Raw genomic sequence first — 13,288 nt, 5'->3', positions numbered from 1 at the left:
ACGGTCAACAACTTCCGGATGACATTTCCCACCCCCAAGCCTGTACGCATCGACCTGCCTTCATACAATGAGCGCCACCAACGATTGTTTTCCCGCCCCCGAGGAGGGTCCATGACTGTCACCCAGGACAGAGTCGCCACCGGTCAGGCCACCGGCCCCAACCGCCGACGCTTCCTGCAGTGGAGCGGCATCGCGGGCGGCACCGCCGGGGTGCTGGGGCTGGGCGGCTGCGGCCTGCTCACCAAGGACTCCGACGACCAGGCCGGCACCGCCTACCCCGAGGACCGGCGGGTCACCAGCTCGTGCACCGTGAACTGCGGCAGCCGCTGCCCCCTGATCCTCGCGGTCAAGGACGGCCAGATCATTCGCGTCGACCCCGAAGAGGGCGGCGACAACGAATTGGGCAGCCAGCAAATCCGCGCCTGCGTACGTGGTCGCTCCATTCGTCAACGCATTTACAGCGCAGAACGACTGAAGACTCCGCAGAAGCGGGTCGGGCCCCGCGGCAGCGGCCAATGGGAGGAGATCAGCTGGGACGAGGCCTACACGCTGATCGCCGACAAGCTGACCGCCCTCATCGCAGAGCACGGCAACGAGTCGATCTACCTCAACTACGGCACCGGGGTGCTGGGCGCGACCGTGGCCACCTCCTGGCCGCCGCGGGCCACTGCGGTGAGCCGCCTGATGAACTGCATCGGCGGCTACCTCGACCACTACAACGACTACTCGGCCGGCAACATTGAGGCCGCGCTCGACTTCCACTACGGCGGCTACGTCACCTCCAACTCCAACGACGACACCCGCAACTCCAAGCTCGTGGTGATGTTCGGCAACAACCCCCACGAGACCCGGATGTCGGGTGGTGGCGAGATCTTCGTCACCCAGAAGGCCAAGCAGGAGTCGGGCCACAAGGTGATCGTGATCGACCCGCGGATGAGCGACACCGTGATGAACCTGGCCGATGAGTGGGTGCCGATCAAGCCCGGCACCGACGCAGCCCTGGTGGCCGGCATGGTGCACGTGATGATCAGCGAGAACCTGCAGGACCAGGAGTTTCTGGACACCTACTGCAGCGGCTTCGACGAGGAACACCTGCCGGACGGGGCACCGGCCAACTCGTCCTACCGCGCCTACCTGGAGGGCAAGGGCCCCGACGGCATCGAGAAGACCCCGCAGTGGGCCGCGCAGATCACCGGCATCCCCGCCCAGAGCATCATCCGGCTGGCTCGTGATATCGCCACCAGCAAGCCCTGCGCCATCAACTCCGGCTGGGGCGTGCAACGCCACTCGAACGGTGAGTCCGCGTCACGGGCCCCGATGCTGCTGTCGAACGTGATCGGCCAGGTGGGCATCCCCGGGGGCGGCACGGGTTCCCGCGAAGGATCGGCGAACCTGGGCATGTCCGGCTTCCCGGTGCTGGAGAACCCGATTCGCCCGGTGATCTCGTTCTACCAGTGGCCCGATGCCATCACCAAGGGCAAGGGCATGACCTACAAGGACGGTGTGCGTGACCTGCACAACCTCAACGGCAACGCCAACGTCAAACACGACATCGTCCTGAACTCGAACATCAAGTTCATCTGGAACTACGGCTCGAACGCGATGATCAACCAGCACGGTGACATCAACCGCAACATCGAGATTCTCAGCGATGACTCGGCCGTCGAGATGATCGTCACGATCGACAACCAGTTGACGGTTTCGGCTCGCTACTCCGACATCCTGCTGCCCGACGTGACCACCGCCGAACAGATGGACCTGGCGGCCCAGGGCAGCGCCGGCAACATGGGTTACACCATCTTCTGCGACAAGGCGATCGAGCCGCTCTACGACACCGTTCCGGTCTATGACCAGTTGGCCGGCATCGCCGACAAGCTGGGCGTCAAGGACAAGTTCACCGAGGGCAAGACCCAGGAAGACTGGGTGCGCGAGATCGTCGAGGAGTCGCGCAAGAACATCCCCGACCTGCCCAGCTTCGACGAGCTGCGTGAGATGGGCGTGTGGCGCAAGCAACTCGACTCGGTAATCGCGCTGAAGGACTTCCGGGACGACCCGGTGGCCAACCCGCTGGGCACCCCGTCCGGCAAGATCGAGATCTGGTCGTCCAACCTGTACTTGATGAGCCAGGACTGGCCGCAGGCCGAGGGCCACCCGATCGACCCCCTGCCGATCTACCGGCAGACCCGCGAGATGCCGGGTGACCCGCTGCAGGAGAAGTACCCGCTGCAGTGCATCGGCCACCACTACAAGCAGCGCACCCACAGTTCCTACGGCAACAGCCCGTGGCTGAAGGAGGCGCACCCCCAGACCGTCTGGATCAACACCGCCGATGCCGCCGAACGGGGCATCAGCCTCGGTGACGAGGTCATCGTGTGGAACGACCGCGGCCAGCTGAAGCTGCCGGCCTACGTCACCCACCGGATCATCCCGGGGGTCCTCTCGGTGCCGCAGGGAGCCTGGTACACCCCTGAGTCACCCGGCGGCCTCGACGTCGGCGGTTCGGTGAACGTGCTCGCCTCGGGCGAACTGACGGCCTACGCCAAGGGCAATGGCCAGCACTCCGCACTCGTCGACGTCAGGAAGGCGTGATCATGGCGAACTTCAACCAGCTCGGGTTCTCGTTCGACCAGGCCAAGTGCACCGGCTGCAAGGCCTGCCAGGTCGCCTGCAAGGACAAGAATGACCTGCCCGTCGGCGTCACCTGGCGCCGCGTCGCCGAGTACACCGGCGGCGGGTGGACGACCAACTCCTCCGACGGCAGTGTCACCCAGGACGTCTACAGCTACTACACGTCGATCTCGTGCAACCACTGCGAGGACGCCATCTGCATGGACGTCTGCCCCACCACCGCCATGCGCCGCGGTGACAACGGCATCGTCTACGTCGACCAGGACGTGTGCATCGGTTGCAAGTACTGCGCGATGGCCTGCCCCTACTCGGCCCCCCAGTACGACGCCGACAAGGGCGTGATGAGCAAGTGCGACTTCTGCATGGACCGCATCGCCGAGGGCGGCGAGCCGGCCTGTGTCGCCTCGTGCCCCACCCGTGCGCTGGCCTTCGGTGAGATCGTCGACCTGCGCCAGGCTGCCGGCGCCACCGCCGATGTCGCCCCGCTGCCCAAGCCCACCATCACGAACCCCAACCTGGTCGTGCTCCCGCACCCCAAGGCCAAGCCCTCGGGTTCCCGCGCCGGCGCCATCGGAAACCCGGAGGAGATCTGACATGACCCACGAAATGCCCCTGGTGCTCTTCACCATCGCCGCCGGGTTGTCGGCGGGCTCCTTCATCACCCTGGGCCTGATCCACATCTTCGGGGCCCGGGTGCCGCAGAAGGTCATGGACCGGGTCACCGACCCTGCGCTGTACGCGACCGGGCCGCTGCTGGTGATCGGCCTGGCGGCCTCGATGTTCCACCTCGGCACCCCGCTGCGGGCAGTCAACGCCATTCGCCACTTCCCAGACTCGGCGTTGAGCGTCGAGATCTTCACCGGCATCGCCTTCCTCGGCTGCGGTGCGCTGTTCGCCCTGCTGCAGTGGTTCAAGTGGGGCGGCCACCGGTTGCGCCAGGTCGTCGCGGTCGTCACCGCGCTGGTCGGCGTGGCGCTGGTGTACTCGATCAGCCGGGTCTACTCGCTGTCGACGGTGCCGGCCTGGTCGACCTTCCACACCCCGCTGCGGTTCTTCATCACCGCGCTGCTCACCGGCGGGTTGGCCGTGGGTGCAGCGCTGGTGATCAACCTGTACGTCCGTGGTCGTCGGAACCTGGAGGTCACCGACCGCGAGAACGGGTTGGTGCGCCGCTCGCTGGAGGGCATTGCCCTGGGCAGCATCGTCCTGATGGGCCTGAAGTTCATCGGGCTGCCGGCCTACATCGGCTTCCTCGGCACCCATGAGGACCCGGCCGCGCAGGCCTCGCTGCAGATCCTGACCGAGCAGTACGGCTTCTGGTCGGGGGCGCAGAACGTGCTGGTCTTCCTGGCGGTGGTGGCGATGGCGGTGCTTTTGTACCTGCTCGCCCGCGGCAAGGACATCCGCATCGTGATGTACCTGGCGATCGCGGCCTTCGTCCTCGGCCTGGTCGGTGAGTTCATCGGACGCCAGCTGTTCTACGCTGCGATGGTGCGCACCGGCATGTAGCCGGGTGCCCCCACCGCGCGAAAGGGACACAGTGTGACGAGCGTTGACCTGGGCACCCCCCACCGGGTGCCCAGCACTGACGAGCTGGACGCGATCGCGGCCGTGTGCGCCTTCCTGGCGAACCTGCTGCTGCGCGTCGAGTCGGCACCCGAGGTGGTGGCGAACCTTGATGCCACCACGATCGCCGCCTGGCCGATGGCCGGGCGCAACGAGGCCACCCGGGTCGGGCTGAACGTGCTGGCGCGGGCCGTCGAACAGCCGGCCACCACCGAGGAGTTGGCGGCCGACTACCGGCGCCTGTTCGTCGGCCCCGGGCCGATCGCGGCGCCACCCTGGGAGTCGGTGCACGTCGACGAGGAGGGGCTGATGTTCCAGGAGCCGACGATGCTGGTGCGGCACGCCTACGGCGAGTTCGGCCTGCAGGCACCGGCGCTGAACAAGGAGCCGGACGACCACATGGGCCTGGAACTGGCCTTCATCGGTGAGCTGGCCGTGGCCGCGCTGCACGCCGCCGAGTCCGGTGACGTGGTCGGCCAGGCCACCCTGGTCTCGGGCATCACCCGCTTCTGGGAAGAGCACCTCAGCGTGTGGGGCGAGACCCTTTCGTCCCTGGTCGTCGACGCCGCCCGGACCGACCTGTACCGGGCCCTCGGCCACCTGCTGGGCGGGTCCATCGCAGCGATCGGGACGATCCTGGGACGCTGATGCCACTCGGGGCCGGTGGGGCCGGTTTCGCGAACGGCTCGCCGCTCCGATAAGGTGCTCGGTGGAGGATTCGCCTAGAGGCCTATGGCGCTCGCTTGGAAAGCGGGTTGGGTTCACGCCCTCACGGGTTCAAATCCCGTATCCTCCGCCACGACGGCCCCCGGTTGCGACCGGGGGCCTTTGTCGTCCGCCGCGAGCCTCGTAGCGCGGTCACCGCGCACCCCACGCGAGGTGCTCGAAAATGGAAGTGCGTGAGCCTCTGCCGAGTGCAAACATGGACCGCGTGGCAACCCTGTACATCCGTGAGGTGCCCGAAGACGTGGTGCAGGCGCTCAAGGAGCGAGCGGCCCTCGAGGGCACATCCCTGTCGTCCTATGTGGCGGCACAGTTGACGAGGTGGGCCACGCGCCCCACCGACCAGCAGATGGTGGAACGGCTGCGATCCCTGGACCCCACCTCAGGGCCGTCGAGCCAGGACATCGTGTCCGCAATCCGCCAGGGTCGCCCCTGACCCCCCACCGACCCGCTCAGCTGATTGCTTCGTCCTCGCGGGGGGCGGGCGAGGCCACCAGGACGATGTCGTACATGCGCCACTCGGACTTGTCGGCCCCGCGCTGCTCGGCGGCGGCCTGGGCCAGTTTCAACTGTTCCTCGATGGCAGACCCGACCGCCCCCAGCACCTGCTCGAACTCCTCGGCCGGCAGCCAGGCCGAGGCGAACGAGAGCGCCGGCTTCGACCCGTCGGGCACGTCAGGCTGCAGCGCCTTAGCGGATCGTCGCGCTACGACGTCTCGCGTCGTCTTGGCGCGTTCTGGGCGCCCCGCCCACGCGCCGGGCGTCTGGCCCCGTGCCCTAGGTCCCGGAACACTTGGGCCGCCCGGGTGACCTCGAGGAACGGTAGACGTCGGGCGTCTCGGCCATGTTGGCCTACTTGGACAAGCGTGGCACCAGTTCCCGACGGTTGCTGCCTAAGTGAGTTCATGGCCGACTCCGACGGCGAACTCTCCATCACAGACGACGAAGGTGAAATCGGCACCAGGCATCGCAGCGGGAGGCCTGACGAACGACGATGGATCCACGACCGCGCTTGAAGCTACCACGAAGAGCGCACTGAGAAGGAAGGCGACACCGATCGCCAGGACAAACAGTTCCAGGAGGATCAGCGGGAAGAACACGGTGCGCCAATGCAGATCAACGCCCGACACGACGACGAAGCCAGCAAACACCAGCAGGCTAATCCCGAGGTTGACAAATGCCGAGACCGAGCCCGCGAGGACGATGGTGTAGCGCGGGAAGCTGAGCTTGCGGATCAGCTCGCCGTTCTCCACGATCGAGCGCAGCCCGACCGACGTCACCTCGGTGAAGTAGTTCCACAGCAGCAGCCCAAGAAGCAGGTAAACCGGGTAGTGCGGCACCGAGTCGCCCAGCCGAAGCACAAGACCGAACACGACGTAGAGGATCGTAAACATCACCAGCGGCTTCAGCAGCGACCACAGATATCCGAGAACGGACCCTTGATATCGCAGCTTGAAGTCGGTGATTACAAAGCGTCGAAGTGCGGCCGCGGCGTGCACACTATTCAATTGTGTAATTTTACGCATGTATGTTCAATTATATCGCAAAAGTGCGGGAAATAGTTGCGCCATAGATGATCGAATTCGATCTGCCCAACCCGCACACCCGGTCAACTTCCGTCTCCCGGTAACGGGCGACGGTCTCCTTAACCGAAGATGGACGGCCGCAGATCGCATCCACCGTGGAGGGCGGGGCTCTGGGCTTCTTCAGTTGTCCGACGTGAATCCCTCAGCGCGCAGAAACCCCGCCAAGTTGGCGCACCCGATCCCGAACTGCTCGCAGACGTTCGGGATCTTCGGGCGCTTGACGCTGTGCTGCTGTGCCTTGAGCTCCAACGACACCACGGTGAGCTGGCGAGACAGCGCCAACACCATCACTTCAAGATCACCCAAGTAGTTCTCGTTGCTGCCGTAGGCCGGGTAGGCATTGACGATCCGCTTCGCCCCGACAAGCTGCTCATCGGTCGCGATGTCGCAGAACATGTGCTTGTTGTCACTCAACCACCCCTTCATCGCGGGGATGGTCTTCTGCCACTTCGCCAGCTCCGTCTCGACACGCCTGGCGGCGACCACGCGGCCGTCAGCGATGGCCTTCTGCAGGAAGTCCCACTGCGGCTTGAAGACATCCATCGGGTAGCGCTCCGCCTCATCTTCACGGAGGAAGCTCAGGATGACGTTGGTGTCGATGGAGTACTTCGCAAGGTCGTCGAACAGCGTTCCCAGGTTGGCCATCGGGCACCTCAGTCGCCCTTGATCAACTCGGTAACGAACCGAGGCACGGTGTGCTCGCCGATCTCAAGCAGCACGCTGGCGTCCTGCCGGTCGATGACTCCGTCGGTCATCGCATCGACCACGCGGTGGGCGAACAGCCGGCCCGCCTTGTTGATCGCCACCGGATAGTGGGTGCCACCCTTGCGGCCCCCATCGCCCCCGCGACGAGCGGCCCGGCGCAGTTCCATCGCCTCGTAGACCTGCTGCGAGATCGTGTGGTGGTCACGCAGGCGGATAAGCAGTGCAGCTTGACTGACGTGCAACCGCTTGCTGAGATCCTTCAGCGCTTCGTCGGCCGCCTCGTCGCTGCCTGCGAACACGCCAGTCGCCACTGCCTGGTCCAGCAATGCGCTGGGCAGGAGCACCTCTGCAGCCACCTGGTTGCAGTACCGCTCCGTCGTGCTGTGGTCGTCCAGATCGCAGATGCCGGTCGAGTGCAGCGTGATGTGACAGTACTCATGCAGCGCCGAGAAGATTCGGGCATAAGGCGTGTCCCCGGTGTCCACGACGATGATCGCCTGGTTGCCGACGATCTTGCTGAACGCCCGGATGGTCGGGTCCTTTAGCTTGCGCTGGGAGACATAGACGCCCTGCCCATGAAGCGCGGCGACCCAGCGACGGAGCGCTGCGTATTTGTCCTTGATCTTCAACTGCTCTTCGATGCTGACGCCCAGCAGCGCTCGGATCTCGACCGCCAAGCGACTTGCCGGAACGTCCCCCACGACGCCGGGCACCGTGAAGGTCGCATCCGGGAACAGTTCTCCCGCCGACTCCAACATGAGGTCGGCCGCCTGCAACTCGGACAGAAGCTCCGGCGAGACGCCGCTCTTCCGGTTGGCGAAGGTCCGGTTGTCCGTTCCAGCTTCAGGTTTCGCCTCAGCCTCATCGATAAGGAGGTAGGACCAGGGTCGCTTGAAGAGCTTGGCGAGGACCAGCAGGTCGTCGAATTCGATGTCCTGGTCGCCGCTACTGAGTTCGCCGGCCAGCATGCCGAGCTTGGTGCGCCCCGCGACGTCAGAGATGTTCATGTTCCGGTTCGCGAGCAGGCTGGAGAACCTGAGGGCGCTGATCCGGACCTTGGGCATGCAACTGAATCTAGGGGCACCGTCCGGCGAGAGTCGGGAAACGCACCAGAACGACCGGGCTCACAACGGCGGTCCGGCCCTCCTGACCGTCGTCAAGTCGACCGAGGTCGAGGACCTCCTCTACGTCACCGAGAGGTCGACTCGCTACCTCAGAAGCCATAGAGGTGCTGCCGCGCGTTGAAGGCGTCCGGGCCGCCTTCAAGGATGTTTTCCGCGTGGGCACGGATCTTCTTGTCATCGAGCGACCCGATGCCATCGGCGGCAGGGCGACCGCGCTGCCCGTCGCCCTCGAGCGTGACGATCAGTTCAGCATCTCCGAGGACTGGCACGTTGGCGTTGTGCGTGCTGACGATGACCTGACGCTGGCCCTTGAGCTTGCGCAGGTTCGCGACAATGCCGTTGAAGACGAAGCGGTTGTCCAGATCGTCCTCGGGCTGGTCAATGACCAATGGGGCATCGGACCCGCTGAGCAACAGAAGCAGCAGTGCTGTGGCCTTCTGTCCCTTCGACAACTGACCCATGCTCTTGAGCTCCTTGGTGCCGGAGCCGTAGCCGACGTCGAGCTTGACGTCGACTGCCAGCCCGACACTGAGCTCCTCCATCTCTCGGAAGAGTGGCTCGCCAGCGGCGAGCAGGTTTGCGGCCTGAGCGCCCTTGATCCCGTACGTGGCCAGACCGTCCGTCCCCTTGCGGGCAGCATCGACAAAGGCGCGCGTTGAGAAGGTGTCAGCGTCAATCGCCGTGGTGATCGTGTTCTTCGCTCCAGTAAGAGCATCCACAACCAACTGCTTGATTTCCGCTCTGTCCGGGTCGGGGACCGGCTGGACCACAACGACGCCGTCCGTTGCCGCGTTGGCGGCCCGAATCGCGTCGTGAAGCCTCTCGGTCTGCTGCTTCTCGTGGTCGCGCAACTTGCCGAGCAGACCACCACGGGTCGTCTTGAGACCTGCAATCTCCTGGTCGAGCTTCTTGCGACGGGGCAGCTTGGCCTTCAGTCCTTCCAGTGCCCGCTTCGTGTCGACGTACTTGTCGGGCTGCATGCCCTGCTCATGCAGCGTCCGGAGCACGGTGTTGTACTCCTCGCGCTGCTCAGTGACAGCCGCCGTCCAGTCGGCCTGCGCTGCTGCCACTGCCTGCTCGGCGGTATCCAGTGCTGCACGGACCTGTGTTGCGATGTCGGCGAGCTTCGTCGCCAAGCCAGATGTCGCGGCAGTTGCCCGGTTGAGGAGCTCCTTCTGCGGTGAGTCATCGACGTTCTCGTAGTCAGCGGTCAGGTCAGCACCCAACTGCGGGTCGGTAAGGTCAGCCAACGTCGTGCGCGTCTCACCAATGCGGTCGGCGGCTTCCTTGAGTACGGCCTGATCAAGCTCCAGACGCTGCTGTGCGGCCAACTTCCCCGGCACGTCCGTTGTGTCGTACTGCTTGATCTGCTCCTCAAGGCGCGGGATGTCAGCGAGTTCGTTTTCGAGCGTCTCCTTCGCTGCCTCCTTCCTCTGCAACCGCGCACGGTTCTCAGCCAGCAGCGCGAGCGTCCGCTGGTGCTCAAGATCAGGGCCGTCAGACCCGGTGAACCGCTGAAGCATCGTGGCGACCCGCGCGGGATCGTTGGCGAGCTCGGCAAGCTCGTGCTGGCCGAAGATCTCCACCCGGGGCACGATGTCCTCGGGCCTCAGGTTGGTAGCCGATCCACTGGCATCGCGGACGACGGGCACGTCGTTGACCAGTCGCTCGATCGTGTACGTGTGCGGAGTCGGCTTGGCCGTTTCGACTGCCACCTTGATGATCGTGCCGGTCTTGAGCACGTCCTTCACGATCGCACGGTGGTCAGCCAGTGCCGATGCACCGATCGGCTCAATCCCGAGCGCGTAGCGCAGGCTCTCGATCGCCGTCGACTTGCCGGTACCCGGCCCGCCGATGAAGGCCGACAGCTCTTCAGAGAGCGGGATCGTCACCTCGTCGAGGAAGCCGCCCGTCCAGGAGAGCTCCCGGATGATGGCGCGCGGCGTTGCTGCGGGATCGTCCGTTGAGACGCGTGTGACCGGCGTGCGGAAGGCCAACATGAGGCTCTCAAGACGCTCCGTGCTGACCTTGAACCACGAAGAGGCTCCCCGCTTTGCGAGGTCGCCAGGTCCCATGACGTCGTCGGCGTAGACCACGGCCAGTGGGTGCTGCCGATCGAACGGCTTACGGTTGGCAAGGACCGACGCCTGGTCCCTCGCGTCTGCCATGTCCGGGCTGATCCCGAGCGCGTTGACGCGCGGATGCTTGACCATCCGCTGCAGCGGCTGACCACTCTCGCGAGCCAGGAGACCGCTCGGTGACGCGTTGACATGAGCCGGGATGACCAAGGCGCCCCGTTCAACCACCTTGTCGATCACCTCGTCGTAGCCGCAACTACCGGTCCCACTGCTGCCGGGAGTTCCACCGCACATGCCGATCGCCGCATTGATCTCGGCGAACGGGGTCCCGACCTCGAAGATGACCAGCAGATGCACGCCTTCGGACGTGTTCGCCTCGAAGCCGGGTAGCGCCACGATGCCTCGTGCTTCGGCAGCGGCGATCAGACCTGCCGCCGTGTCGACGCACCAATGGTCGGTGATAGCGATCATCTGGATGCCAAGCGCGTCGCACTGGTCGAGGAGCGCCTGGTTGTAGTCATCCTCCGACGTGTAGCGCTGGGCCGGCTCGTTCTTGCCCTTGTACCCGTACGGGTTCACCTGCAAAGCGGCGCGAATCCAGTGCGCCCCTACATGGTCGGCCATCGGCTGCTCCCTCTTCTGAGAGCCGGTGTCGACGTCCAGGCTCCGGCAGCACTGTAGTGGGAGGGTCCGACAGTCTGGGTCCGAACTTGCACCATCGGCCGGACTGTTGGACGCGTTCCGACAACCGTGAACTGCTTGGCAGTGCTCGCACCGTCCCGCCGCCCCACTTCTGTCGGTGGCTGCGCGCATCATGGTGAACATGGGAAACCAGCGCATCGCTGTCTGCGACTTGGCCCACGAGCTGGGCGTCAGCAGTCGTGAACTCATCCAGGCTGCTCAGAGCCTCGGAATCAATGTCATCCGGGCGGTTGCCACGCTATCGCCCGGTCAGGCGCACGTCCTTCGCGAGGCCGTCGCCAACAACCTCGTCACCCAGCAGATCCGGGCGGAACGTGCCGCCGCTGCGCAGGCTGTCCGCGAGGAGGCCCGCGCCGCTGAGGAGACCGCTCGCCAGAGGTACGACACCTGCACTTGCTGCGGCTACCTCTTCGCCTACTTCCCCACGAAGGAGTCCGGCGAGATATGTCGGGACTGCCGCCACCATTTCGAGCGCCCCGGTGAGTCCTACGTTGAGACGCTGACCCGTCATGAGGAGCACGTCGCGCAGTCGAAGCGGAAGGTGGAGGACTACCGCGAGGCCTGTCACAAGCTCAGCACCGAGCGCGACGAGGCGTACCGCAAGCGTGACAAGTGGATGCGGGCGCTCGTGGAGATCGTGGTCGCCCACGGTCCTGCCGAGGACAACGACGGGTGTGCCTGCGGCTCCCCAGAGTTCCCCTGCGTCACCCGCCGCCACCTGCGCTTCGTCAACCGCGGCATCTACAACCGCTGCGAGGAACTCGAAGCCATGAACGAAGCCGAGTTCAACCGCGTGCTGTACGGCACCGACTACTCGTATTTCATCGAGTGGGACGACGGCGTCGCCTGACCTGGTCGGCTACGAGGCCACGGCTGCCGCCGCGGACGCGGCTGGCAATGCCGCCTCGATTCCTCGGTACAGCCGTTCCGCCCGGCTCGCGTCGCCAACGCCGCTCCGGTAGCGGTACATATCCAGGCCGACAGCAATGAGCCGCTGCGGATGGGTCGTGAAGCCTGTCAGTTCCCAGATGATCGGCTCGAAGTTTGTCGGATACACCAGCACCGCGATCGGCGACCGCAGTGCGGCAGCCGTGGTCAGTGCTTGGAAGGCGTGCGTGCGAATCCGCTCCGTCGTCGGTGTTGTGTATTTCGCTTCGAAGGTGGCAACGACGTCGCTCCCTCGCCTGAGCAGGCCGTCGGGATCGACGTCGCCCTTGACGTGAAACCTCTCGGTTCCAGGTGCCGTGTCACCAGTGGGGGTCCGCAGGGGGTACGTCCCTGTATGCCCAAGACCGCTGAGTCCCGCATGCCCCTGCCGGGCAGCGACCTCGCCCACTGCCTTGAGCGATCGCTCCAACAGCGTCTCCAGCAGTGGCCACGGTTCCAGAGCCACCCCCAAACCCTCCAAGTGACCGTGTCGGCGCAGCGGAGCCACGCGGCGCACTACGGATCGCGCAGTAGCCCATGCCGGGCCGTACGCGCGCCATTGAGGGGGTAGTTCTCTCAGCGCTGCACTCGGGTCGAGAGCCACATGCGGCGCCAAGCCAGGCCGCAACCGCCCAGAGGCACCATGCAGGGCGGAGGCGACACGAGGATCACTGGTGCTCGACGCCAGCAGCTGCGCGACAGCAGCCAGCATCGCCGTGAACGGGTTGTCGACCGTGAGGGCCGACCGATGCTGGGGGAAGTCCGCAGGCTTGAGCGTGCGCTGAGTGACCCACCGGGTGACGTCGAGACGCCCAGCCAGCGAGGGCACTGACGCGTACTGCGATTGGATGAGCGTCAGCGGACCGTCCTTGCGCAGTGCTCCGTCCAGTTGGCGCAGGTACAGCTCAGCGAAGGCATCTGGCAGAACTCGAACGGGGCGTCGCTCCGACTCCCGGTTCTCACCGCCGAAGCCGATCCTGGTTGGCGGCGACAGGAGATCGACAAGTGCCCCTGCCCAATCGACACCCTCCGACACATCCGGCGCGATGTCGAGCACGAGGTCGCGGTTGACCTGGACCGTCCCGACAAGGTTGCGGATGACAAGGTCACTCCCCGGCGCGACGAACTTCCGACGAGGCCGGAGCTCGACAGCGAGTTCAGCAAGTCGCGCACGTATGAGGCGGATGTCGTCGCTAGAGACGTCCTCGACGGGCACGTACTCAGTGACCGGGATGCGGCGCAGCACGGC

Annotated in this window: 12 protein-coding genes and 1 tRNA gene; 7 read left to right on the top strand and 6 right to left on the bottom strand. The window is 65.3% G+C overall.

All coding sequences use genetic code 11. From position 1 onward, the window contains the following. Positions 1-111: 111 nt before the first annotated feature. The 6 genes from ACQE3C_RS11790 (at position 112) to ACQE3C_RS11765 (ending at position 5,353) form a co-directional block, all read left to right on the top strand. Positions 112-2,589 carry a DMSO/selenate family reductase complex A subunit gene (locus ACQE3C_RS11790; protein WP_434539378.1) on the top strand — a complete coding sequence of 826 codons (2,478 nt, stop codon included), beginning with the start codon at positions 112-114 and terminating at the stop codon, positions 2,587-2,589. Positions 2,590-2,591: 2 nt separating this feature from the next. Further along, the gene (locus ACQE3C_RS11785; RefSeq protein WP_434539377.1) at positions 2,592-3,221 is read left to right on the top strand and encodes a DMSO/selenate family reductase complex B subunit; all 630 of its coding nucleotides are present in this window, start codon (positions 2,592-2,594) and stop codon (positions 3,219-3,221) included. Between the two features lies 1 nt (position 3,222). Further along, positions 3,223-4,137: a dimethyl sulfoxide reductase anchor subunit family protein gene (locus tag ACQE3C_RS11780; protein WP_434539376.1), complete on the top strand. Its 915-nt coding sequence runs from the start codon at positions 3,223-3,225 to the stop codon at positions 4,135-4,137. A 33-nt stretch (positions 4,138-4,170) separates the two neighbouring features. Continuing rightward, positions 4,171-4,842, top strand: coding sequence for a TorD/DmsD family molecular chaperone (locus ACQE3C_RS11775; RefSeq protein ID WP_434539375.1), 672 nt, complete (start codon positions 4,171-4,173; stop codon positions 4,840-4,842). 63 nt (positions 4,843-4,905) lie between these two features. Then, positions 4,906-4,993, top strand: a tRNA-Ser gene (locus ACQE3C_RS11770). Positions 4,994-5,116: 123 nt separating this feature from the next. Next, positions 5,117-5,353, top strand: a complete 237-nt coding sequence (locus ACQE3C_RS11765; RefSeq protein WP_434539374.1) for a FitA-like ribbon-helix-helix domain-containing protein — start codon at positions 5,117-5,119, stop codon at positions 5,351-5,353. A gap of 16 nt (positions 5,354-5,369) precedes the next feature. Here ACQE3C_RS11765 and ACQE3C_RS11760 read toward each other — a convergent pair whose 3' ends face one another. From ACQE3C_RS11760 to ACQE3C_RS11740, 5 genes are all read right to left on the bottom strand, one after another. After that, complete coding sequence (locus ACQE3C_RS11760; protein ID WP_434539373.1) at positions 5,370-5,591, bottom strand: hypothetical protein; 222 nt, start codon at positions 5,589-5,591, stop codon at positions 5,370-5,372. Between the two features lie 219 nt (positions 5,592-5,810). After that, on the bottom strand, positions 5,811-6,416 hold the full coding sequence (locus ACQE3C_RS11755; protein ID WP_434539455.1) for an ABC transporter permease: 606 nt from the start codon (positions 6,414-6,416) through the stop codon (positions 5,811-5,813). A 207-nt stretch (positions 6,417-6,623) separates the two neighbouring features. Then, positions 6,624-7,148, bottom strand: coding sequence for a DUF4411 family protein (locus tag ACQE3C_RS11750; protein ID WP_434539372.1), 525 nt, complete (start codon positions 7,146-7,148; stop codon positions 6,624-6,626). An 8-nt stretch (positions 7,149-7,156) separates the two neighbouring features. After that, positions 7,157-8,272: an ImmA/IrrE family metallo-endopeptidase gene (locus ACQE3C_RS11745; protein ID WP_434539371.1), complete on the bottom strand. Its 1,116-nt coding sequence runs from the start codon at positions 8,270-8,272 to the stop codon at positions 7,157-7,159. Positions 8,273-8,421: 149 nt separating this feature from the next. Beyond that, positions 8,422-11,034 carry a TrlF family AAA-like ATPase gene (locus tag ACQE3C_RS11740; protein ID WP_434539370.1) on the bottom strand — a complete coding sequence of 871 codons (2,613 nt, stop codon included), beginning with the start codon at positions 11,032-11,034 and terminating at the stop codon, positions 8,422-8,424. Positions 11,035-11,233: 199 nt separating this feature from the next. On the opposite strand from ACQE3C_RS11740, the gene ACQE3C_RS11735 reads away from it, so the two are divergent. Continuing rightward, positions 11,234-11,962, top strand: a complete 729-nt coding sequence (locus tag ACQE3C_RS11735) for a hypothetical protein (RefSeq protein WP_434539369.1) — start codon at positions 11,234-11,236, stop codon at positions 11,960-11,962. Positions 11,963-11,971: 9 nt separating this feature from the next. On the opposite strand, the gene ACQE3C_RS11730 is transcribed toward ACQE3C_RS11735, so the two are convergent. Beyond that, a complete protein-coding gene (locus ACQE3C_RS11730; protein WP_434539368.1) occupies positions 11,972-13,285 on the bottom strand; it encodes a 5-methylcytosine restriction system specificity protein McrC in 1,314 nt (437 codons plus the stop codon). Positions 13,286-13,288: the final 3 nt, after the last annotated feature.

This window comes from Aestuariimicrobium sp. Y1814, assembly GCF_050113895.1.
Classification (GTDB): domain Bacteria; phylum Actinomycetota; class Actinomycetes; order Propionibacteriales; family Propionibacteriaceae; genus Aestuariimicrobium.
Note: the sequence above shows the minus strand (reverse complement) of the source record. Positions and strands in the feature narration are given on the sequence as shown.

Coding starts and splice junctions, on each gene's coding strand:
- ACQE3C_RS11790 (WP_434539378.1), top strand. CDS start 112: ATGACTGTCACCCAGGACAGAGTCGCCACCGGTCAGGCCACCGGCCCC.
- ACQE3C_RS11785 (WP_434539377.1), top strand. CDS start 2,592: ATGGCGAACTTCAACCAGCTCGGGTTCTCGTTCGACCAGGCCAAGTGC.
- ACQE3C_RS11780 (WP_434539376.1), top strand. CDS start 3,223: ATGACCCACGAAATGCCCCTGGTGCTCTTCACCATCGCCGCCGGGTTG.
- ACQE3C_RS11765 (WP_434539374.1), top strand. CDS start 5,117: ATGGACCGCGTGGCAACCCTGTACATCCGTGAGGTGCCCGAAGACGTG.
- ACQE3C_RS11750 (WP_434539372.1), bottom strand. CDS start 7,148: ATGGCCAACCTGGGAACGCTGTTCGACGACCTTGCGAAGTACTCCATC.
- ACQE3C_RS11745 (WP_434539371.1), bottom strand. CDS start 8,272: ATGCCCAAGGTCCGGATCAGCGCCCTCAGGTTCTCCAGCCTGCTCGCG.
- ACQE3C_RS11740 (WP_434539370.1), bottom strand. CDS start 11,034: ATGGCCGACCATGTAGGGGCGCACTGGATTCGCGCCGCTTTGCAGGTG.
- ACQE3C_RS11735 (WP_434539369.1), top strand. CDS start 11,234: ATGGGAAACCAGCGCATCGCTGTCTGCGACTTGGCCCACGAGCTGGGC.